Consider the following 22,200-nt stretch of genomic DNA (forward strand, 5'->3'; position numbering starts at 1 on the left):
CACACCCGATGCGACGAGGTAATTGGCATCGATTTTTGACACGCTGTTGAGTTCTCAAGGATCGGACGCGCACCAACAACTCACTCAAAGAACTCATCGTCGGGGCTACTCCGTGTGTTCTCCCAGTCGCTGGAAGCAACCGGTCGAACGTACCCGCGTCCATGCTTGGGCGTCAAATCCGCGACCCGCTCTGTGAACGGGCCGGAGTCGATCGCGCTTGGATCTCTGCGGGGGACCCACTCTAGCACTCTCTCGAGGGCTCCTCCGACCATCCCGACCGGGCGGCGAACGCCCAGGTCACGACACTCCGGAGAGGTGGGATCAGCTCGTGGGACCGGCCTACTTGGTGCGGAGCCTGGGCCCCACCACTTGGTGTCCGTGCCTCCCTGTCGGGCTGACGTCGAGAACCTTAGATCACGCCCCCCGCCGTCCACAAACCCGCCCGAGACGAGGTCCCCTGCGGCCTGTGCGGCCGCCACGTCGTCGCAGGTCACCGGGTCGCGCGCGGCCCGTGGTCACCGTGCACGGCGTCCCTTGCGAACCGGGTCCGCGCCCGAGGGGGCCCGGCCCCGGCGGCCGCTCTAGGTCTGGTCCGGGCGGCCCGCGTCGGTCGGGCCGGCGAGGTCGGTCAGGTCGACGCCTCGCTCCGGAAGGGCGGTGACCGGTTCGATGACGTCGGTGAACCCGTCCGTGGCCTCCGCGAAGGCGGCGAGGTTCGACGGCTCGTAGCCCCCGCCCTGGAAGTGGTTGACCGCGCTGCTGGCCACGCGCACGGACAACGCCCGCTCGTTCGTGAGCCGGCGCCGTCCCTGGCTGAACGTTGCGGCTTGATGCGTTGCACTGACCCTCGCTCGCGCCGCGAGAACCGCGTTGTGGACCTGGTACATACGGGTCAGCGGGTTGTGTCGGATGGGGTCTGACCCGCTGTGGACGTAGCGGGACAGCAGCGGCACGTCGAAGACGAGGCCGGCGTCGTGGGCTTCGCGAGCCATCCACAGCAGGGCGGTGTCCGACAGCCCGGTCTCGCGGTACCCCCCTCCGACGTCGGAGTGCGCGCCCTCGAACCAGACCTGCTTGACGCGTGCGTCCTCTGTGACGGTGCCGTCCGGCTGGTCACGGGCCTCCCAGAAGGTGGGCTCGAACTTCAGCCGCGTCTCGTCGAGCGCCAGCGCGTGCCGCGCCCGCCGCACGGTGTCGCCGAGCTGGACGTCGTGGAACTGCGGGGCGAGGCGGTTCAGGCCGGGTACGCCGAGGGCACCCACCGTGTCGAACACCCCGAGGAACTGCACGTCGGCCGGATGGCAGTGGTCGTGCTTGAACTCCTCGACACTCGCCCCGAACGCGCCCTCGGGCAGCTCCGTCCGCTGGTACATCCGGACCGCGGTGGGCAGTCGCTCCTCGACGAGGGACGTCTTGGTGAGCAGCCCCACGCGCCCGAGCATGCCGGCCACCGAGCGCGCCGTGTAGGCCCCCCGGCTGAAGCCGAAGATGTAGATGGCGTCGCCCGGCTCGTAGTTCTGGGCGAGGAACCGGTAGCACGCGATCACGTTGTGGAACAGCCCGAACCCGAAGGCGCCACCCAGGAGCCGGTCGGCGGCGTAGCTGCCGGCGCCGACCCCGCTGACGTAGTAGACGAGCTGGTACGCCCCGCCGGTGGCGCCGGGGTCCGTCTGCACCGTCCGCGCCAGCTTCTCGACGTTGGTGATCATCCGGCTGTCGGGCTTGTTCCACGTCCCGTCGCAGCAGACCACCAAACGCTTCATGCCGTCGATGCTGGCAGAGCGACCGGCGCCAAGGCATGGCCTGACCGGGCTAGGCGCTCAGCGGGGAAGGGCGCGGCGCGTGCTACATCTGCCGCGACGAGGACGCGAACCACGGGTGGTGCAGGTCCTTGTACGTGACGTCCTGCATCATCGACATCTCCTGCTCCATCTCGGCCGCAGCCTCGGGAGGCATCTCCTTGCGCTCGCCCGCGCGGGCGTCGGCCTCGCTGCGGAAGGCGACCGTCTGGGTGAACGTGCCGTCGGGCTCGATGGCCACCGTGCCCCCGATCACCTCGGGCCGCTTCTCGTGGAGCATGTCCATCGGCTGCGACATGACCGACCGGAAGCGGTCCGGGTCGGACACCCGGCCCTGGATGATCTGGACGAAGCCGGCATCGTCGGAGCCGCCGTCGAGGAACATGATCGCGTCGTCGCAGTCGTGGAAGGTCACCTCCCCGTCGAAGCACCGGCTCGTCTCGCGCCACCAGGCGTCCTGCTCGGGCCGGCTCGAGCTGCGGGCCGCCGCCTCCCGCGAGTCGAACCGCACGACCCCGATGAACTCCCCGTCGTCGGTCAGCCCGTACGTCCCGCCGAGCCAGCCCTCGGTCGTGGACGCCATCGACTGCTGCCACTCGTCGAGCTGGCGTCGGAGCGCCGCCTCGTCGTTGCACATGCCCTGGATGATCTGAATGAACACTTCTCAACCCTCCATGTCCGGGGGCCGCTTCACCGCGAAGTGGTCCACCGACCGACGGTACGCCGGTGGTGGGGCGCTGTCACCAGGTGCCGATGGCCGCCGACCCGCCAGCACGGCGGTCATCCGGCAGCCGGACCTCCTGGGCCGCGGGACGCTCGTCTCTCCCGTACCGACGCCATGCCCGCGCCGGGACATGCCTCGTCGCGGTCCCGGTCCGGCGTCACCGCGCGATGGAGACCGTGCGTTCCTCGGTGAACTCGAGCAGACCGCTGAGCCCTCCCTCCCGGCCGAACCCGGAGCCACCCCGACCACCGAAAGGCACCTCGGGGGTGTTCGGCGCACCGTTGTCGACCCCGACGATGCCGAGCTCGAGCCGACGCGCGAGATCGACGCGGCGCTCGGGATCCTGCGAGACGATGTACCCACCCAGGCCGAGCGGCCAGCCCGTCACTTCGTCGACGACGGCGTCCTCGTCGGCGAACGACGCGACGGAGAGCACCGGGCCGAAGGTCTCGCTCACCCACGCCTGACCGGCCTCGGCCCCGCCTTCGACGAGGGAGACGGGTGCGAACCAGCCGCGCTCCGGGATCTTCCCGAAGTCCTCGACCGGTACGCCGCGGTCGCGCGCTTCCTCGACGAGTGCCCGAACCCTGGTGACTGCCTCGGGGCGGATGAGCGGACCCAGGCCGGTGGAGACGCTGCGAGGGTCTCCGACCACAACCGCGGCGAGGCGCTCCCGCAGCCGGGTCATGAGCTCGGCGTACACCGATTCGTGGACGAACACATTGTTCGCGGCGAGGCAGGACTCCCCGTTGTTCCGCAGCTTCGCGACGAGCAGCGACGACACCGCGACGTCGAGGTCGGCGTCCGCGCAGACGACGAACGGGGCTCGTCCGCCGAGCTCGAGCACCGAGCGGGTGAGTTCGGCCCCGCAGCGCTGCGCGACGATCCGGCCGACGCGGGTCGAGCCGGTGAGGCTGACGACCCGGACGGTCTCGTGGTCGACCAGTGCCTCGGTGATCTCCGCGCCGTCGCCGACGAGCACCGAGACCAGCCCTGCCGGTACGTGACGCTCACAGATCGCGGTGAGGACGAGACTCGACAGCGGAGCCAGCTCGGACGGCTTCTGGACCACCCCGCATCCCGCGGCGAGCGCCGGGGCGACCTTGCGCGCCGGGATGGACAGCGGGAAGTTCCAGGGGCTCACCGCCGCGACGACCCCGGCCGGACGCCGATCGACGAGGAACCGTCGTTGCGGCGTCTCGTACAGGCTGCCACGCACCTGGGTCGCGGCGTCGGCGAACCAGTCGAAGTACCGGGCCGAGAACCCCACCTCGGCGACGGCCTCCTCGAGCCGCTTACCGGTCTCGGCGCACACGAGCGCGCCGAGCGGCTCGGCCACCGCCCGCAGATCGGTCGCGATCGCGCGCAGGGCGGCGGCCCGCTCGCGCGGGTCGGTGACACTCCAGCCGGACATGGCGGCCGACGCGGCCTGGACCGCAGCCGGAACGTCGGCAGCACTCGCCCACGAGACCATCGCGAGGGTCTCGCCGGTCGCCGGGTCCGGCACCTCGGCCGGCGTGCCGCCGATCACCTCGCCGTGGACCCGGCCGGCCCCGAGGTTCCCGCGATCGTCCGGGGAGATCCCCAGCTCAGACCACCGCATGCAGATCACAGTCCTTTCGGTCGACGACGTACTTCTCGAGGGCGTCCTGGTCCAGCTCGACACCGAGTCCGGGCCCGTCCGGCACGGTGACGCGGCCGTCGGCGATCGTGAGCGGCGTGCACAGGATCTCGTCGCGCAGCGGGTTGGGACGGGCGTCCAGCTCGATGTAGGGCACCCTCGGTGAGGCCGCTGCGAGCTGCACGCTCGCGGCCGTGACGAGCGCGCCGCCGTAGCAGTGCGGCACGAGGTGCACTCCGGCCGGGAGGCGCCGGCCGACCCGGCCCACCAGGGAGAACCCGCCGGACTTGGTGAGGTCCGGCTGGATGAGGTCGATCACGCGGGCGTCGAGATAGCGGTCGAACTCGTCTGCCCCGTAGAGGTTCTCGCCGCAAGCCAGAGGTACGTCGACCCGGCCCGCCAGGGCGACCAGGTCTTCGATGCGGTTCCCCGCTACCGGCTCCTCGAGCCACCCGATCCGGTAGGGCGCGGCCCACGTGCAGAAGTCGGCCGCCTCGGCCACGTCCCAGGCCTGGTTGGCGTCCGCGTAGACCGCGACGTCGTCCCCGACCGCCTCGCGGGTCGCCGCCAGCGTCCGCTCGTCCTGCTCGCGGTCGAACCCCACGCGGGTCTTGACCGCGGTGAAGCCGCGCTCCAGGGCGAGTCGGCAGTACGTCTCGACGTCCGACGGCCCGATGCCGCTCGCGTACGCCTCGACGTGGAAGCGCTCGCCGTGGCCACCCAGCAGGCGCGCCACCGAGACCCCGGCCCGTCTCGCGAGCAGGTCCCAGACCGCGAGGTCGATGGCACTCAACGCCTGCCACACCGGCCCTGGCGCACCACCCTGGCGAACTGGTCCGGCGAGCTGCTGCCACAGCTCGGCCTGTAGCCGCTCCGGGTCGGACACGTCCCGGCCGACGAGCAGGGGGACGATCCCCCGCTCGAGCGTGACCATCCGCTCGCGGGCCGCCCAGGCCGGGTAGTTCACCCAGCTCTCCCCCACCCCGACGTGGCCCTCAGCCTCCAGCTCGACCACAACCATGTCTCGGGACTCCAACTGCGAGAAGGACATCCGCACCGGTTCGCTGAGGGGTGCCGAGAGCAGCGTCAGCCGCACGCGGTCCAGCTGCATCAGCCGGCGCCGTCCTCGTAGGCGGCTATCACCGCGGCGCTGTCCCGAGCACCCCGGCCGAGGCCGACGGCGTGAGCGTTGACCCCGACGACGGCGTCGGCGATGGGCGCAGTCGAGCCGAGCTGCCGGGCGAGAGCCTGCGCGAGGAGGTTGTCCTTCGCGAGGAGCTCCAGGGCGAACACGGGATCGTCGTCGCCGGCAGCGATCCGTGGTGCGAGGTCGCGGAAGAGGTTGGAGACCGTCGCGGCCCCCGAGTCCACGACCGCGTCGACGAAGACGTCCATGTCGATCCCGGACTGCCGGCACAGGTGCAGGGCCTCGGCGGTCACCGCGTTGATGGCGCCGAACATGAGGTTGTTGAGGATCTTCACCGTCGACCCGGCACCGACGTCCCCGACCCGCACGACGCGCCGGGCGATGACGCCCTCGAGGCGTGGCGTGACGGCCGCGACGGCCGCCTCGTCACCACCCACGACCAGGGTCCAGGAGCCGCAGCCGGCGGGCCGGCCGAGCACCGGAGCGTCGAGGTAGGTCACGTCCCGCGCCGCCAGGACGCGGGCAGCGTCCTGGGCGGTGCCGGGGTCGATCGTCGACAGGTCGACGACGACGGCTCCTGGCCGGGCCTGCGCGAGCGGACCCTCGACGAGCGATCGCACGTGCTCCGGTCGGGGCACGGACAGCAGGACGAGGTCGGACGTCGCGGCGACGGCACCCCCGTCGTCGGCGACCTCGACCCCGGCGGCGGCGGCCCGGTCGCGAGCGGCCTGGGCGGGGTCGAACCCGACCACGTCCGCCCCGGCGCCGACCAGCGCCTCGGCCGCCCGGCCCCCCATCGTGCCCAGGCCCAGCACCCCTACACGCCCGTTCATCGCGTCCTCCGGTCCTCGTCGTCGGCCGGTCCCGGTCGGGCCCCGGCCAGGGTTCGTTCGGCCGCCAGGGCGCGCTCGCGCGCCTCGCGGCGGTCCTTCTGTCGCTCGGGGTCCGCGACCGGGGCCGCGCCGAGGAGCCGACGTGTGTAGGGATGCTCCGGCCGGGACGTGACCTGATCGCAGCCCCCGTGCTCGACGATCTCCCCGGAGTACATGACGGCGACGCGGTGGCTCACGTGGCGCACGACGGAGAGGTCGTGCGAGACGAACACATACGCCACGCCCGTCGCGTCCTGGATCTCGATCAGGAGGTCGAGGATGCGGGCCTGCGTCGAAAGGTCCAGCGCGGACACGGGCTCGTCGCACACGATGAGCTTCGGGCGCAGGGCGAGGGCCCTGGCGATGGCGATCCGCTGCCGCTGGCCGCCGGAGAACTCCCGCGGGAAGCGGTCCGCCGCGTCCCGGGGGAGCTGCACCTGCTCGAGCAGGTCGCGCACTCGTCCGCGGGCCTCCTCGGGCGGGACGTCCTGCGCCTCCAGCGGCTCGGTGAGGATGTCGGCGATGCGCATCGCTGGGTTGAGCGAGGTGTACGGGTCCTGGAAGACGACCTGGATCTCCGGAGCCAGGCGACGCCGCTCCCGCCGGGGCAGGTCGTGGATCTCGCGGCCCTCGAACAGGACACGTCCGGAGGTCACCGGGACCAGCCCGAGGATGGCCCGGCCCAACGTGGTCTTCCCCGACCCGGACTCACCGACGAGACCGACCGTCTCGCCGTGACGGACGTCGAGGTCGACCCCCCGCAACGCCTGGAAGGGCGGCGAGCGCCACCCCCGGGTGGGGTACTCGACGACGACGTCGTGGACCTCGAGCAGACTCATCGGACACTCCTGGAGGTGCTCGGCTGCGGAGCGTCGGGGGCCGCCGGGCCCGAGGGCCGGTCGCCGGCGGCGTCCCGGGGGTCAGGAGCACCGTGCTCACGCGGGACGAGGGCGGGCCGCGGCTCGGTGTCGTCGAGGCTCGCGTCCAGCAGGGCGCGGGTGTACTCGTGCTGCGGGTTCGCGAACAGCTCGGCGACCGGCGCCGTCTCGACCACCCGTCCACTTCGCATGACCGCCACGGTGTCGCAGATGTCCGCGACGACCCCGAGGTTGTGGGTGACGAGCAGGACCCCCATGTCCCGCTCCCGCTGCAGACGGCGCAGCAGGGAGAGGACCTCGGCCTGGACCGTGACGTCGAGCGCCGTCGTCGGCTCGTCCGCGATGAGGAGGACCGGGTCGGCAGATATCGCCCCGGCGATGAGCACCCGTTGCGCCATCCCACCCGAGATCTGGTGCGGGTAGCTGTCGAAGGTGCGGCGGGGGTCGGGGATACCGACCTCCGCGAGCAGGTCGAGAGCCTTCGCCTTCGCGGCCGTCCGCGCCATGCCCCGCACCCGCAGCGGCTCGACGAGCTGCTGGCCGACCCGGAAGGCGGGGTCGAGGTTGCTCATCGGCTCCTGGGGCACGTAGGCCAGGGTGGTCCGGAGCAGCTGGCGCCGGGCCGCCGGGGACAGTCCCGCGATGTCTTCGCCGTTGACAACGACGGAGCCCCCCAGCACCTCGCCACCACGCGGCAGCAGGCCGAGGACCGCGAACGCGGTCTGGGTCTTCCCCGAGCCCGACTCGCCCACGAGCCCGAGGACCTCCCCGCGCCGCAGGCGCAGGTCGACGCCGTCGACGACGACCGTGGTGTCCCCGTCCGGTCGCGGGTACCCGACCCGCAGGCCCCGCACGTCCAGGAGGGCCTCGCTCGCGGCGTCGGGACCCGTCGCCGACGCGGCCGACGCAGCTGCGTGGCTCGCGGCGGTCGGGCGGACCCGGCGCGGTCGACGCGGCGCCGTCGTGGACCCCTGCACCGCGTCACGCAGCCCGTTACCGAGCAGGACGAGCGAGGCGACCGTGACGCCGATGGCCACACCGGGCCAGATCATCGCAGTCGGGGCCTGGTAGATGACGGCGAAGGCGTTGCCGAGCATCGACCCCCACGTCACCTGGCTCGGGTCACCGAGCCCCAGGAACTCCAGCCCGGACTGCACGATGACGGCGATGCCGGCGAGGATCGCCGACTGGATGATGATCGGCGCGCGGACCACCGAGAGGATGTGCCGGGCGACGATCCGCACGTCGGAGAGGCCGGCGACGGTGGCGGCGTCGACGTACAGCTCGTTCTTCACGCCGATGGTCTGCGTGCGCACCAGCCGGTAGAGGTGCGGCGAGAGGATGACGCCGAACGCGGACATCGTGATGAGCACCGAGGGCCCGAACGCGGCGATGACCGCGAGCAGGATGACCTTGCCGGGGACCGACAGAAGGACGTCGGCGACCCAGCTGGCCACCGCGTCGAACAGGCGGCCCCGGTACCCGGCGACCAGGCCCGCCGGCACCCCGACGACGGCCGCGACGAGGATCGCGAGCGCTGCACCGGTCAGCGTCAGCCTGGTGCCGTACATGAGCCGGGAGAGGATGTCGCGGCCTGCTCCGTCGCCGCCGAGCGGGGCACCGGGGGTCCCGGGCGGGGCGTTGCGCATCCGCAGATTCGGTTGGATCGGGTCCGACGGTGCGAGGACACCGGCGAAGATCGCGACGAGCACGAGGACGACGAGAACGACGAGCCCGGTGAGCGCCAGCGGGTTACGGACGAGGAGCCCGAACAGGCTCCGACGGACGGGGCCGGGCGCCGGGGCGGCCACAGGCATGTCGGTCACTGGAGCGTCACCTTCGGGTTGACCCAGCCGTTGACGATGTCGATGACGAGGTTGACGACGACGACGATGACGACGGTGACCGCGACGACCCCGAGCAGAACGGGGACGTCACCGCGGATCGTCGCCGTCACCGCGGTCGTGCCCAGCCCGGGGAGGGCGAAGACCTTCTCGATGACGATCGCACCGCCGAGGAGGCCGATGAACTGCAGGGAGAGGACGGTGAGCGCCGGAGAAGCCGCGTTCTTCAGCGCGTGACGGAACAGGATGGAGCGCTCGGGGATCCCCCGCGAACGCAGCGTCCTCACGAAGTCGGCCTCGAGGAGATCGATGACGGCGCCGCGGACCTGCTGGGTGGCCGCGGCGATGCCGCTCAGCGCGAGGGCGACGACGGGAAGGGTGATGCTGGCCAGCCACCCGGTGGCCGAGACGTCCGGGCTGACATACCCGGTGGCGGGGAAGATCTGCCAGGTCACGGCGAAGAGCAGGACGAACATGAGGGCCACCCAGAAGTTCGGCAGCGACATCCCGAGTACGGACAGCACCTGGACAGAGCGGTCGGCCCAGCCACCGCGGACCGCTGCGAGCATGCCGAGGCCAACACTGACGAGCGCGGTGAGCAGCACCCCGCCGGCCACGATCGAGAGCGTCACCGGCGTCCTGCTCACGAGGATCGACGCGACGCTGTCGGTGGAGAAGTACGAGGTCCCCAGGTTCCCCCGGACGGCGTCGCCGAGCCACGAGAGGAACTGCACGACGACGGGCCGATCGAGGCCCAGCGCCTCGGACCGCGCGAGCACCGCGTCCTGGGTGGCGCTCTCACCGAGGATCGTGCGGGCCACCTCGATCCCGTCGCGGTGCACGAGGAAGAAGGTCAGTGTGGTCGCGAACAGGATGAGGCTGACCCCGAACGCCAGTCGGCGCACGATGAACATGGCCATCGCGGGCTCCTCTCGGACGGGTCGGGTTGTGGACAGGGGTGTCCCGGGGCGCAGCCGGCTGTCGGCGCGCCCCGGGACGACGGTCACTCTGCCGGACCGTAAAGCCAGAGCGAGGGCACCGCGTTCTGCGCCTGCATCTGGACCTGGGTCCCCTTGCCGACCCCGAAGACCTGGTCGGGTCGGAACAGGGGCGCGAACCACGCCTCGTCGACGAGCCACTGGTTGACCGCCTGGAAGGCGGCCTCCTGCTCACCCTGGGGCGCGTTCTGCGCCGCCGTGATGAGCTTGGACAGCTCCGGGTCGGAGGCACCCTGCATGTTCCACGGGGCCTTCGGCGTGACCCAGGTCTGCAGGTCCTGCCAGGCGCTCGCCGAGGCCAGCGGGAAGAACGCCACCGGGTAGTCCCCGGACAGCACCGAGGAGATGGCCTGGTCCGGCGGGACCTGCTTGTACTCCACGGTCACCCCGATCTCGGCGAGCTGGTCGGCGAGCACCGGGAAGAGGTCGTTCCACGGGCTGTCCCACTGGGGCATGGTGATCGTGAACCCGTCGACGTTCGCCTGGTCCATGAGCTGCTTGGCCTTGGCCGGGTCGTAGGGGTAGGCGGCGTCCAGGCTCTCGACGTACGCCTCGCTCGAGGTGTTGAACACCTGGGTCGTCGGCTCGCCGTAGCCGTTGAGGATGAACTCGACCATGGGGCCGCGGTCCAGTGCGAGGTTGATGGCCTGGCGCACCCGCGGGTCGGCGAGCTCCTTGACCTTCTTGCCCTCGCGGTCCCCGATGAGCAGGCCGGCCCAAGCGACGGCCCGGGTCTCGACCGTGATCCCGGAGGCCTTGGCCTCGTCGGCGACTGCGGGCGTGAGAAGGGCCGCGTCGATCTGGCCGGTCTTGAGCGCGTTGAGCGTCGGCGTCACGTCGTTGAGGGGCCGGACCACGTAGGTGTCGTACGGAAATGCCTCGGCATTCCAGTAGTCCTCGTTGCGCTCGTACCGGTACTCGGTGCCCGCCTGGCTGTTCGCCGCGTCGTAGACGTAGGGCCCGGAGCCGACGGGGTTGGTCGCCAGGTCGCCCGAGGAGAGCGCCTTGGGGGACGCCATGGCGCCGCCCACCCAGCCGAGGTAGGTCACCAGCGACGGCACCGGCTCGGAGAGACGGAGCTCGACCTCGGTCGGGGAGACGACGACGACCTCGTCGATGCCGGCGACCATGAACTGGTTCTGGCCGCTGCCCGCCTTGATGTGCTCGATGTTCGCCTTGACCGCCTCCGCGTCGAAGGGCGCACCGTCGGTGAAGGTCACGTCGTCGCGCAGCTGCAGCGTCAGGACGGTGCCGTCCTCGCTGTACTCCCACTCGGTGGCGAGGTTCGGCTGCGGCTTGGAGTCCGCGTCGAGGCGGACCAGCGTGTCGTAGACCGGCTGCCAGTACTGGATCCGGTTCCCGATCTCGAGGTCTGCCGTGTCGAACGAGTTGTTGTCGACGCGGGCGCCGATGGTGAGGGTGAGGGGCTCACCGCCGCCGCCGCTGCCGGTGGCTGCGGGTTCGGCCTGGCCCTCCGAGGTACAAGCCACCGTCGTCGCGGCCATGGCCGCAGCCGCTACGAGCGCCGCTGCGCGACGCCACCTGGTCCAGCTCATGAGCACTCCCGTTCTCGTCGCCGCCGGTGACGCCGCGCGACCTGGTGGTCGCCCAGCACCTCACCGTGCGTGGATCATGTTGCACGTTACATGCAATATGATCCGCTACGCTACCCCTATGACGACGCCGGAGGTGAGCGAACCACGCAGACCGGCCGCGTCGGCCCCCAACGTGCTGTGGATCTCGACCCATGACATCAACCCGGATCTCGGCGCCTACGACGGGGTCTGGCCCGGGGCGCACTACGCCGACACCCCGGTTCTCGACGGCCTGGCGGCCGAGGGCGTGCTGTACACCCACGCGTACGCGAGCGCTCCCGTCTGCGCCCCGTCCCGCGCAGCGATCATGACCGGGTGCCACCCGAGCGCGGTCGGGACCCTGCCGATGCGCACCAAGGCCGTCCCGCCCCCCGAGGTGCGGCTGCTCAGCGAGTACTTCCGCGCGGCCGGCTACTACGTGACGAACAACGTCTTCGCCGACTTCCAGGTTCAGACGCCACCGACCGCCTTTGACAAGTGCAGCACCACCGCCCACTGGCGGGACCGACCGGACCCGACGATGCCCTTCTTCGCGGGCTTCCACAGCAGCATCACGCACGAGTCGCGCCTCTACTACTCGCCGGAGGACTTCGCGGCCGAGACCGCGGACGTCGCCGAGTCCAGGCGGCACGACCCCGCCGCGGCGCCGCTGCCGCCGTACTACCCGGACACGCCGGCCTACCGCGAGACCTGGGCGCGCTACGGCGACCTCGTGACGCAGATGGACCACTGGGTCGGCGGGCTGCTCGACCAGCTCGACGCGGACGGCCTGACGCGAGACACGATCGTCGTCTTCTGGGTCGACCACGGAGTGGGCATGCCGCGCGCCAAGCGCTGGGTCAACGAGGCCGGGCTGCGCGTCCCGCTGATCGTGCGCTGGCCGGGGGTGCTCGCCCCGAGCCGTCGGCCCGAGCTCGTCCACCTCCTGGACCTCGCGCCCACGATCCTCGCCGCGTGCGGCATCGAGGTCCCGGAGCACATGCACGGCAGCCCGCTGTTCGACGCGCGCGGCCGTCATTCCGACCCCAACGACGCGGTCTTCGGGGCTCGTGCCCGGATCGACGAGCAGGAGGACGACTCGCTCACGGTGCGGGACCGTCGCTACCGGTACATCAGGCACGCGCACCCCGACCGCTCGGGGATGCAGCACAGCACCTACCCGGACCGGTTCGTCACGTGGCGAGAGCTGCGCGAGCTGGCGTTCGCGGACGCGGACGCGCTCGCCAAGGGGCTGCCGGCCGACCGCCTCACGGGCCCACAGCGGGCGATCCTCGCCCCGGGACGCCCGGCGGAGGAGCTCTACGACCACGAGGTCGACCCCTACGAGCTCGACAACCTCGCTGAGGACCCCGGCCACCGGGAGGTCCTCGACCGGCTCCGGGGACGGCTCGAGGACTGGCGCCGGCAGTACGCCGACCCCTGGCCGATCCCGGAGGCAGAGATGGTCCTCGAGTGGCGCCCGGACGGTGTGCTCCGACCGACGTCCGCGCCCGAGGTGACCCGCGAGGCCGGCCTCCTGCACGCGCGGTGCGCGACGACGGGGGCCTCGATCGGCTGGACCACCGACCCGCCGGGCGAGGTCCGGCCACCCACCCAGGTCGAGCAGGTGACCGGGGCACCGGTCGATGACGGCCGTCGGTGGCAGCTCTACACCGCGCCCGTCCCCGACCCCGGCACGCCGGTGACCTTCGGCGCCTGGCGGCTCGGGTACGCACCCAGCGACGAGGTCCTCCTCGCTCCCACCTCTCCGACGGCTGACAGGACGAGACGATGACCACTCCCGACGTCGAGCTGCTCGGCGACCCGGCCCCCGAGCCCCTCCTGCCCGCGCTCCCGCAGCAGCGTCGCGTCGCCGACAGCGTGCACGCGACGCTGCGCGAGGCGATCCTGTCCGGCCGGCTCCGCCCCGGGGCCCGGCTCAGCGTGCCGGTTCTCGCCCAGCAGCTGGACGTCAGCCGCAGCCCGGTGCGCGAGGCCGTGCAGCGACTCGTGCAGGACGGGCTGGCCACCGAGGAACCGCACCGCGGCGCGGGCGTCGCCGAGCTCGACCCCGCCCAGCTCGTCCCGCTATACCAGATCCGGGAGGTGCTCGAGGGGTTGGCGGCACGGCTCGCCGCGACCCACGCCACCCGGGACGAGATGGAGCTGCTGCGCAGGGCCCATCGCCACCACGCGGAGGCGCTGAGCCGCGGCGAGGACCAGCAGCACGTGCCCCTCGACCTGGCCTTCCACGCCACCCTTCGTGACGCCAGCCACAACCCCGAGCTGCTCCAGTACCTCGACCGGGTCCAGGGCCGGATCGCCATTGCGATGCTGGGAGGCCGCCCCCACCAGTGGTCGCAGCACGCCATCGTGGAGCACGAGGCCATCCTCGACGCCGTCCTGCGCCGCGAGCCGGAGGCCGCCGAGGCTGCAGCGCGGGCCCACGTCGCGCGTGTCCGGCGGGACATCGCCGCGCTGCACTCGGCGGACACGGAGGGCGCGTGACGACGATCGCCCCCGAGGGACTGGGCCTGCACCACCCCGAGATCGAGCGCCGCCTGTCGGCCCTCTCCACGGCCGAGAAGGTCGCGCTGCTCACCGGCGCGGACCACTGGCGCACGGCATCGGCACCCGCGGCCGGCCTGCGCAGCATCCTGATGTCCGACGGCCCGGTCGGGGTGCGCGGCGAGCTGTGGGACGAGCGACGGCCGTCCGTCAACTTCCCATCGGCGACGGTCCTCGCGGCGACCTGGGACCCCGACCTGGCGTACGCCTACGGTCGCGCACTCGGTGGGGAGGCCCGTCGTCGAGGCGTCCAGGTGCTGCTCGGACCGACGGTGAACATCCAACGCTCGCCCCTGGCCGGGCGGCATTTCGAGTGCTTCAGCGAGGACCCCGTCCTCACCGGGGCCCTCGCTGCCGCGCTTGTCCGCGGGCTGCAGTCGACCGGGGTCGCCGCCGCCCCGAAGCACTTCGTCGCGAACGACTACGAGACCGAGCGCTTCACCGCCAGCAGCGAGGTCCCGGCAGACGCCCTGCACGAGGTGTACCTCCGGCCGTTCGAGGACACCGTCACCGACGGCGGCGCGTGGCTCGTCATGTCGGCGTACAACGCCGTCAACGGGACGACCGCCAGCGAGCACCCGCTGCTCACCGACCCGCTTCGCACGGCCTGGGGGTTCGATGGCGTCGTCGTCAGCGACTGGGGAGGGGTCCGCTCGGTGCGCGCCGCCGCCACCGGCCAGGACCTCGTCATGCCGGGGCCGCGCGGACCGTGGGGTGACGCGCTCGTGCAGGCGGTGGAGGAGGGGTCGGTGCCGCTCCACGCGGTCGACGACAAGGTTCGGCGGCTGCTCCTGCTGGCGGCGCGGGTCGGCGCCCTCGACGGAGTGGCCCCGGCGGTCACGCAGGTCCCCGACGAGACCGAGTGCGTCCACGTGGCCCGGCGGGTCGCAGCCGACGGGACCACTCTGCTCGCCAACAACGGCGTCCTGCCGCTCGACGCGGGTTCGCTGCGCCGGGTCGCGGTCCTCGGCGACCCGGCCGCCCGAGCCCGCACCCAAGGGGGTGGGTCGGCAACGGTCCTGCCCACCCGGGTCGTGAGCCCTCTGGACGGGCTGCGCGAGGCGCTCCCCGGGGTCTCGGTGGAGTACGCCTGCGGAGCGGTGGTCCAGGAGGGCGTCGCCGGGCTCCCGCTCGCGCAGATCCGACACCCGGAATCCGGGGAGCCGGGGGTGCGGGTCACGTTCCGCGACGCGGACGGCCACGAGCTGCATCGCGAGGACCGTCTCTCGACCGACCTCGTGTGGTTCGGCGGGGACGCCCCGGTTCTGAGGACCACCCGCCTCGACCTCGACCTCACCTGGGTCCCGGAGCACGACGGCGAGGTCCGGTTGGGGTTCGCCGCCGGCGCCCACGGCGTCGTGACCGTCGACGGCGAGACCGTCGTCGAGGGTGTCGGTGAGGTCCGTGGCGACCATCTGGGGGCGAGCCCGCTCGCGCCTCCCTCGCTCACCGGCCCGGTGCGTGTCCGCGCGGGCCGCTCGTACGTGGTCACGGTCCGGCTGTGGCTGCGCCGGGAGGCGCTCGGTCAGGCCGGCCTGCTGGCCGTGCGCTTCGGGACGGCGCCGGACGACACCCCGGCGGCCCGGCTGCGCGAGGAGGCAGTGCGGCTGGCCGACGGCAGCGATGTCGCCGTCGTCGTCGTCGGGACGAGCTCCGACGTGGAGTCCGAGGGGTTCGACCGGGTGGACCTGCGGCTGCCGGGCGAGCAGGACGCCCTCGTGCGCGCCGTCGCGGCGACCGGGACCCCGACCGTGGTCGTCCTGGCCTCCGGCGCACCCGTGCTCACCCCGTGGCGGCACGATGTTGCCGCGATCCTCGTCACCTCGTTCGGGGGGCAGGAGACCGGCTCGGCACTCGCCGACGTGTTGCTCGGTCGCGTCGAGCCGGGAGGACGCCTACCCACGACCTGGCCGGGCGAGGAGGAGCCGCCGGTCCTCGACACCCGACCGGTCGACGGGAGGGTGGAGTACACCGAAGGGGTACACGTCGGCTACCGCGGCTGGCTACGGGCGGGGCTGCAGCCTGCGTACCCCTTCGGGCACGGGCTGGGGTACACGCGCTGGTCCGTCCGGGACCTCGAGGTGACCCCCCCGACCCCGGACGCGGACGGCGAGGTCCGGCTGCGCGTGGACAACGTCGGGGACAGGCCGGGCAAGCAGGTCGTGCAGGTCTACCTCGCGGCCGGACCCGAGCGGCCGGTGCTTCGGCTCGTGCGCTCGGCGGTCGTGCATGCGGATGCCGGGGAATGCCGCTCCGCCGCGGTGCCCCTGACCTGGCGCGACCTCGCCCGATGGGACGACGGCTGGACCGTCGACCCTGGAGCGGTGCAGGTGCTCGTCGGCACGTCATCGGTGGACCTGCCGCTGCGAGCCGTCGTCGTCCCCGCCGGCCCTGCGCCCCTGCCCTAGGTCCGTCCCGGCGCGCCGTCGGCGACCCCGGCCGTCAGCGGTCGCAGCCTCCGTCCTTGTCAGGGCGGGACAGGGGCCTCGAGATGTCCTCGACGCCCTTGTAGGCATAGGGGTCCTCGCCCGCGACCATCACGATGTCCCGGAAGTCGTGCATGCCCACGTGCACGTTGTCGGGCACCGCCCGCCACGGGAGGAGCGACTCGGCACTCATGTAGTGGTGCACCAGGGCGCGCCGGAACCCGTGCCGCCCCGAGTTGCGCAGCGAGCGGTGGAGCAGGTAGCCGTTGAAGATGACCGCGGCACCGGCGGGCACCTCGACGGGCACCGCATCGTCGTCCTGGTACGGGAAGTCGTAGGCCTCGACACTGCAGTCGAACTCGTCGTCGTCCTGGTCCCGGGCGGGGTAGAGCACGCCTCGGCGGTGGGAGCCCGGCAAGACCCACAGGCATCCGTTCTCCACCGTCGCGTCGTCGAGCGCGATCCACGCCGCGGTGAGGGAGCGGTCCCGGGTGGGAATGAAGTACTCGTCCTGGTGCCACGGCTGGCCGGGCTTGCCCTCGGACTTCACGAACAGCATCGACTGCATCGACTTCACGTTCGGACCGATGACCTGGGTCAGCAGGGCGACGACGGCCGGAGCGTGCATGGCGCGGGCGGCCACCTCGGACACCTTGTGCGGGTAGTGCACACAGAGGAACCGTCGCAGCAGGTCCTCGTCCGACTCCCCGGGGACGGGCCCGGCTGCTCCGCCGATCTCTGCGAGGTCACCGCGGCACAGCCGCACCGCTTCTTCGCGCAGCTCCTCCACCTCAGCCGGGCCGAGGGCGCCGGGCAGCACGACGAACCCGTCGCGGTGGTAGCGGTCGACGAGGTCGGTGGTGGTCGCGGGCTGGCCGGTCGCCGTGGTGACGGTTGTCATCAGTCCTCCTTGTCCGATGATGACTATCATCACCGCCAGACACTGCTGAGACGATGCTCGATTCGAGCGAAGTAATGTCGAATCATGACACCTTTGCCAGACGTGACCGCGCGATTCCTTCCGCAGGTGGCGGAGTACCCGGCGGGTGCGGTCTTCGGCCCTCGGCGGCTGGGCGACTTCGAGATCGTCTGGCTGCTCGAGGGGTCGGCGCGTTGGGAGGTGACCCATCCCGACGGCGGGACCGAACGGCACCTGCTGCGGCCGGGGACCTTGGTGATGGCCTGGCCGGGCGACATCGACCGGTACGAGTGGAGCCCCGAGGGTCGTTCCCGGCACGCGTACCTGCACTTCACCGGAAGGGTCGCGGGGACGAACGCGCCGGTGTCGTCCAGACCGCTGGCGGGGAACGAGCCGATGGCCGCGCTCGTCGCCTATCTGCAACGTGTCGCCACCAGCGGCGAGACCACCGAGCCGGCTCGGGTCGACGCCATGCTCGCGCTCGTCGTCGATCTCTTCGTCAATGGGTCGCCGGGCGACGCGCCCGCGATCGACCCCCGGGTCCGCCCAGCCGTGGACCTCGTCCGCCGGGAGTGGGGCACGCACGGCCTCGGCCTTGTTGCGGTGGGGCGCCTTGCCGCCGCTTGCGGCATGTCCGCCGGGCATTTCTCGCGGACCTTCCGCGGGGCCGTCGGGGCAAGCCCGGCCGCGGCGTTCGAGCTCGTGCGGCTCGCGCGGGCCGCGACGCTGCTGCAGCGAGCCAATGTCGGGCTGGCAGAGGTCGCGCGGGACTGCGGTTTCGCGGACGCGTACCACCTGTCCCACCGCTTCGTCGCTGCGTACGGCGTGGCACCGGGGCGGTTTCGCGCGCTGCGGCCGGAGCCCGACCCCCTGACCCCCGTGGACGGGGCCGGTCTGCGCGGGCTGTGGGGTGCACTTGTCGGGGAGGGGCCGATCGGGCGGGCCTCCCCGCCGGTCACAGCAGACGACCTGGAGTGACCGCGGGCCCACTTCAGGGAACTGGCGTACGACTCACGTGGACCACAGAGCCGGGCGAGAGCCGGTGTGGGTCTGCCGGGCTCGCGGACCCGCTCCCCAGCGAACGACGATGCGGGCCCGCCCGTCGGTGGATGCAGGTCAGCGCCGGGCGAGGGCCGCGACCCGTTCGACGTCCTCCGGGCCGTCGAGGTCAGGCAGCGCCAGGAAGACCGTGCTCACTCCGGCGTCGACGAGCCGGCCGTGACGCTCCCGGTGCGCTGCCGCCTCGCCGGCGTGGTGACGCGCCGCGTAGGTGGCCGCCCGGGTGCGGCCCCGGTGGCGCTCGACCCGCGTCCAGGTGTCGTCGCGGTCCGTCCCGACGACCGCGACGTCGAGGACCGTGACGGCCACCTCCTCCGGGGGCCGCCCCACCTCGTGGCAGTGCCGGCGGAGCACCTCGCTCTTCCGCTGCACCGTGTCGAGGTCGGCGCGGACGTTGCACGCGTCCCCCCACCGCGCGGCGACCCTCAGGGTGCGCTGCTCGCCGCCCCCGCCGATGACCAGGGGCAGCGCCCCGACCGGCCTCGGGTAGCAGGTGGTCTCCGGAAGGGTCACGTGCTCCCCGGTGTAGGCCCGGGTGCCCGGCGCCCACAGCGCCTTGACGGTCTCGGCCGCTACGGCGAGGTCGTCCATCCGCCGCGCGGTCGGCCCGAACTGCAGGCCGTAGGCGGCGTGCTCGCGCTCCCACCACCCCGCCCCGAGCCCGCAGAACGCGCGGCCCCTACACAGGACGTCGAGGGTCGCGGCGGCCTTGGCGATGACGCCGGGGGCGCGGAAGCTCGCGGGCGTGCACAGGGTGCCGAGCCGCAGGTCGGTGCCGAGCGCCGCCACCGCACCCAGGGCGACCCAGGGCTCGGGTATCGGCTCCCACGAGCGATCGACCTGCGGGATCTGGATGAGGTGGTCCATGAGCGCGACGCCGGCGAACCCGGCGGAGTCAGCGGCGCGGGCCATGTCGCGCAGCCACTCGAGCGGCTCGCTCCCCCACGGGAAGCGGCCGATCTGGAGCACCACCTGGGGTCCCGTCGTACCGTCCTCCGGTGTTTCGAGCCGGGGGGCCACCGCCGGCGACGGCTCGTCGTGCGCAACGACCCGCACGTCCCAGCCCTCGCGTCGGAGCTCGTCCGGCACCTCGCGCACCCTGCCCAGCTGGGCGTCGAGCACCCTCCGGGGGACAGGACGGTCCCGGCCGGCGTTGCGGGATCGACACACGCTCGCGGGGGTGTCGAGGACGACGGCGACGGTCGGCAGGGACGACCGGCGGGCGGCGGCGGCCCAGGTGGCCCGGCGGTCCGGGTCCAGCCCCAGCGTGTCGACGACGACGGTGAGGCCGCGCCTTGTCCGTCCCTCGACGATCTGGTCGAGCAACCGGAAGGCGTCGTCCGAGGCGTCGAGGTCGGCGGTACCGCTGCCGACGACAGCCCGCAGCGCGTCGGACGACACGATCTCCACGTCCCGGAACCGGCCTGCCGCCCACGTCGACTTCCCCGAGCCCGGGGCGCCGACGAGCAGCACGAGGGCGGGATCCGGAAGCCGCATCCGCCCAGTCTCGCACCGCCTCCGGGGTGCGCCGAGCGTCCGGTGCCGGGTCCGGCGACCCCCGCCGCCGGAGAGGCGGCTCAGTCGATGCGAGAGGTGAGCTCGGCCTTCGCCTGGCCTGCGACGGCGCACGCCTCGTCGTGGTCCGAGGTGTCGCCGTCACGCCGACGGCCCCCACCGTGGCGCCGTGGCCGTCCAGTGCGAGGACACCCCCGGGCACCGGGATCAACGAGCCCCCGATGGCGGCCGCGGCAGCACTGACGAACTACGGCTGCTGCTCCGCGCGGGTCATGAGGGCTCGCGACCCCACGCCCATGGCGAACGCACCGTTCGCCTTGCCGCGAGCGATCTCGAAGCGGGCCGTGGAGAACCGTCCTGCCGCTCGGCGGCGACGACGTGACCCCCCGAGTCGAGGACCACCACCGTGATGGGGTTGAGGCCGAGGCCGCCGGATTCGGCCTGGGCGGCCTCGGTCACGACCTTCGCCTGCTCCAGCGTGATGTTCATCGTCGTCCTCCGTGAAGTGGTCCACCGACCGACGCAACGCCGGTGGTCGGGCGGTGTCACCAGGCATCCTCCGTCGGGCGGACCGGGATCCCGGCTCCGGACGCGGAAGAAGCGACGACCGGCGCCGGCAACCCGTCCACCTCCGCCTCGGCCACGAGGCGCGCCGCGTTCCCTCCCGAGCAGGCTCTCGACCCGGCCTGCCCGCGCCTCTGCTTCCCGCTGGCTCGCTGTCTGCAGGGGGTCCGTTCGGTCCGGTCTCGGCCGCCGTTGGGACCGCCGCTCCAGGGTGCGACAGCGCGGGCCGACAGGACCTGTTACCCAGGAGCGGCGCAGGGATCGGTCCGGGTGGTATTGGGAGTGGGTTGTCGTGAAGTCGGTCAAGGCCGTCGTGGTGATCTCCACGGTCCTGTCGTTCTGTGCGCTGCTGTTGTTCGGGGCGGGTCCGGCGTCGGCCCGGATGTCCGACACGGCAGGGACGTCCTCGAAGGTGTGGTCCAAGGCGGCGGCGCTGCAGAGGCCACGGTGGGGCAAACCTCGCCCGACGGTCACCGCGACCCCGACGCCTGGGCCCACCCCGACCCCTGCGGCTGCGGCCAAGCTGGCGGTCGGGGTCCAGTACACGGCCATGTGGAACAACGTCACCGACGCCGACCAGAAGGCGATGGCGGCCGCGATCGCGCAGAGCGGCTCGAAGTGGGCCCGCCTGGACGTGGCCTGGGCGACGATCCAGCCGAACGGGCCCGGGTCCTTCGACCTCGCCTGGGGCGTCCCGAAGGTCGACCGGGCCGTCAACAACGCCGTGAGCGCAGGGCTGAACGTCGTCCTGACGTTCTACTGGGCTCCGGAGTGGGCCACCGTGGGCACAGGCAAGGCCGCCCACCCCGACCCGGCCGCGTACGCCACCGCCGCCAAGTGGGTCGCAGCCCGGTACAAGGGCAAGGTCCAGGCGATCGAGGTGTGGAACGAGCAGAACGGGAAGAGGTTCTGGAACCCGGCCGACCCCGTCGCCTACACCCAGTTGCTCAAGGCGGCCTATCCCGCGATCAAGGCAGGAAGCCCTGAGACCCTCGTCGTGATGGGCGGGCTCGAATACTCCGACACCTCGTTCCTGCAGAAGATGTACGCAGCCGGAGCCAAGGGCAGTTACGACATCAGCGCGTTCCACCCGTATCCGGCCATCGCCGACCAGAGCCCGTACTCGCCGTGGGACGGAACGAAATGGACAATCGCGAACATGGCGGAGTGGATGCGGGTCATGAGGGCCAACGGCGACAGCAGCCCCGTCTGGCTCACCGAGTTCGGGTGGGCCACCCACGAGAACTGGGACGGGGTCGAGAACTGGAACCGTGGCGTGACCGAAGCAGCCCAGGCCCAGCGGCTGACCGACATGTTCGCGCTCGTCGCCGACCAGTACCCCCAGGTCACCGGGATGTTCTGGTACACGATCAAGGACACCGACCTGGGCAACATCCAGCAGGACAGCTACGGGCTGCTGCGTAAGGACGGCACCCGTAAGCCGGCGTTCGAAGCGCTGCGCCGGGCGAACCAGACCTACGGGGTGCCCTGACCTCCTGCCCAGCCCGCCGGGCCACGACGACCGGTGCGCAGTCCTGCTTCGTCGCCGAGGCTGCCTGGTCCACCTTTCAGGTCTCGGTGCACCAGTCCCGAGCAGTGACTCGAGCGCGAGCTGTGTAGGACTTCGGGTGATTCTTGACGGTTCTAGGTCGGTTGATCCTTGACGCTCTTGGGTCAGTCTGTCGGGTTCTT

The 22,200-nt window shown here is 72.1% G+C and carries 17 protein-coding genes; 5 read left to right on the top strand and 12 right to left on the bottom strand.

What is annotated here, in order from left to right:
- Positions 1-581: 581 nt before the first annotated feature.
- The 9 genes from Q0963_RS16340 to Q0963_RS16380 all read right to left on the bottom strand — a co-directional run bounded on the left by Q0963_RS16340 (position 582) and on the right by Q0963_RS16380 (position 11,439).
- Positions 582-1,763 carry a DUF2235 domain-containing protein gene (locus Q0963_RS16340; protein WP_299448116.1) on the bottom strand — a complete coding sequence of 394 codons (1,182 nt, stop codon included), beginning with the start codon at positions 1,761-1,763 and terminating at the stop codon, positions 582-584.
- Positions 1,764-1,845: 82 nt separating this feature from the next.
- Positions 1,846-2,460: a hypothetical protein gene (locus tag Q0963_RS16345; protein ID WP_299448118.1), complete on the bottom strand. Its 615-nt coding sequence runs from the start codon at positions 2,458-2,460 to the stop codon at positions 1,846-1,848.
- Positions 2,461-2,680: 220 nt separating this feature from the next.
- Positions 2,681-4,126, bottom strand: coding sequence for an aldehyde dehydrogenase family protein (locus Q0963_RS16350; protein ID WP_299448120.1), 1,446 nt, complete (start codon positions 4,124-4,126; stop codon positions 2,681-2,683).
- Positions 4,113-5,255: a mandelate racemase/muconate lactonizing enzyme family protein gene (locus Q0963_RS16355; RefSeq protein WP_299448122.1), complete on the bottom strand. Its 1,143-nt coding sequence runs from the start codon at positions 5,253-5,255 to the stop codon at positions 4,113-4,115. Before Q0963_RS16355 ends, Q0963_RS16350 begins: the two co-directional genes overlap by 14 nt.
- Positions 5,255-6,124 (bottom strand): NAD(P)-dependent oxidoreductase, encoded by an 870-nt coding sequence (locus tag Q0963_RS16360; protein WP_299448124.1) that lies wholly within the window; start codon positions 6,122-6,124, stop codon positions 5,255-5,257. The genes Q0963_RS16355 and Q0963_RS16360 overlap by 1 nt, the downstream gene beginning before the upstream one ends.
- Complete coding sequence (locus Q0963_RS16365; RefSeq protein WP_299448126.1) at positions 6,121-7,002, bottom strand: ABC transporter ATP-binding protein; 882 nt, start codon at positions 7,000-7,002, stop codon at positions 6,121-6,123. The genes Q0963_RS16360 and Q0963_RS16365 overlap by 4 nt, the downstream gene beginning before the upstream one ends.
- Positions 6,999-8,858 (bottom strand): dipeptide/oligopeptide/nickel ABC transporter permease/ATP-binding protein, encoded by a 1,860-nt coding sequence (locus Q0963_RS16370; protein ID WP_299448148.1) that lies wholly within the window; start codon positions 8,856-8,858, stop codon positions 6,999-7,001. Before Q0963_RS16370 ends, Q0963_RS16365 begins: the two co-directional genes overlap by 4 nt.
- Positions 8,859-8,863: 5 nt before the next feature.
- Positions 8,864-9,805, bottom strand: coding sequence for an ABC transporter permease (locus tag Q0963_RS16375; protein ID WP_299448128.1), 942 nt, complete (start codon positions 9,803-9,805; stop codon positions 8,864-8,866).
- Positions 9,806-9,888: 83 nt separating this feature from the next.
- Positions 9,889-11,439, bottom strand: a complete 1,551-nt coding sequence (locus Q0963_RS16380) for an ABC transporter substrate-binding protein (RefSeq protein ID WP_299448130.1) — start codon at positions 11,437-11,439, stop codon at positions 9,889-9,891.
- A 118-nt stretch (positions 11,440-11,557) separates the two neighbouring features.
- Between Q0963_RS16380 and Q0963_RS16385 the strand changes: the two genes are divergently transcribed.
- Genes Q0963_RS16385 through Q0963_RS16395 form a run of 3 tightly spaced genes read left to right on the top strand, consistent with a single transcriptional unit; the run spans position 11,558 to position 16,433 of the window.
- On the top strand, positions 11,558-13,252 hold the full coding sequence (locus Q0963_RS16385; RefSeq protein ID WP_299448132.1) for a sulfatase: 1,695 nt from the start codon (positions 11,558-11,560) through the stop codon (positions 13,250-13,252).
- A complete protein-coding gene (locus tag Q0963_RS16390) occupies positions 13,249-13,965 on the top strand; it encodes a GntR family transcriptional regulator (RefSeq protein ID WP_299448134.1) in 717 nt (238 codons plus the stop codon). Before Q0963_RS16385 ends, Q0963_RS16390 begins: the two co-directional genes overlap by 4 nt.
- Complete coding sequence (locus tag Q0963_RS16395) at positions 13,962-16,433, top strand: glycoside hydrolase family 3 C-terminal domain-containing protein (protein WP_299448136.1); 2,472 nt, start codon at positions 13,962-13,964, stop codon at positions 16,431-16,433. Before Q0963_RS16390 ends, Q0963_RS16395 begins: the two co-directional genes overlap by 4 nt.
- Positions 16,434-16,467: 34 nt before the next feature.
- Here Q0963_RS16395 and Q0963_RS16400 read toward each other — a convergent pair whose 3' ends face one another.
- Positions 16,468-17,352 carry a phytanoyl-CoA dioxygenase family protein gene (locus Q0963_RS16400; RefSeq protein WP_299448138.1) on the bottom strand — a complete coding sequence of 295 codons (885 nt, stop codon included), beginning with the start codon at positions 17,350-17,352 and terminating at the stop codon, positions 16,468-16,470.
- 102 nt (positions 17,353-17,454) lie between these two features.
- On the opposite strand from Q0963_RS16400, the gene Q0963_RS16405 reads away from it, so the two are divergent.
- On the top strand, positions 17,455-18,348 hold the full coding sequence (locus tag Q0963_RS16405; protein WP_299448140.1) for a helix-turn-helix domain-containing protein: 894 nt from the start codon (positions 17,455-17,457) through the stop codon (positions 18,346-18,348).
- 138 nt (positions 18,349-18,486) lie between these two features.
- Here Q0963_RS16405 and Q0963_RS16410 read toward each other — a convergent pair whose 3' ends face one another.
- Positions 18,487-19,926, bottom strand: a complete 1,440-nt coding sequence (locus Q0963_RS16410; protein ID WP_299448142.1) for an LLM class flavin-dependent oxidoreductase — start codon at positions 19,924-19,926, stop codon at positions 18,487-18,489.
- A gap of 288 nt (positions 19,927-20,214) precedes the next feature.
- The gene (locus Q0963_RS16415) at positions 20,215-20,433 is read right to left on the bottom strand and encodes a heme-binding protein (protein ID WP_299448144.1); all 219 of its coding nucleotides are present in this window, start codon (positions 20,431-20,433) and stop codon (positions 20,215-20,217) included.
- Between the two features lie 367 nt (positions 20,434-20,800).
- Here Q0963_RS16415 and Q0963_RS16420 point away from each other — a divergent pair, with 367 nt between their 5' ends.
- Positions 20,801-22,000 carry a cellulase family glycosylhydrolase gene (locus tag Q0963_RS16420; RefSeq protein WP_299448146.1) on the top strand — a complete coding sequence of 400 codons (1,200 nt, stop codon included), beginning with the start codon at positions 20,801-20,803 and terminating at the stop codon, positions 21,998-22,000.
- The last annotated feature ends 200 nt before the right edge of the window (positions 22,001-22,200 follow it).

The organism is uncultured Phycicoccus sp., from assembly GCF_947495705.1.
Lineage (GTDB): Bacteria > Actinomycetota > Actinomycetes > Actinomycetales > Dermatophilaceae > Phycicoccus.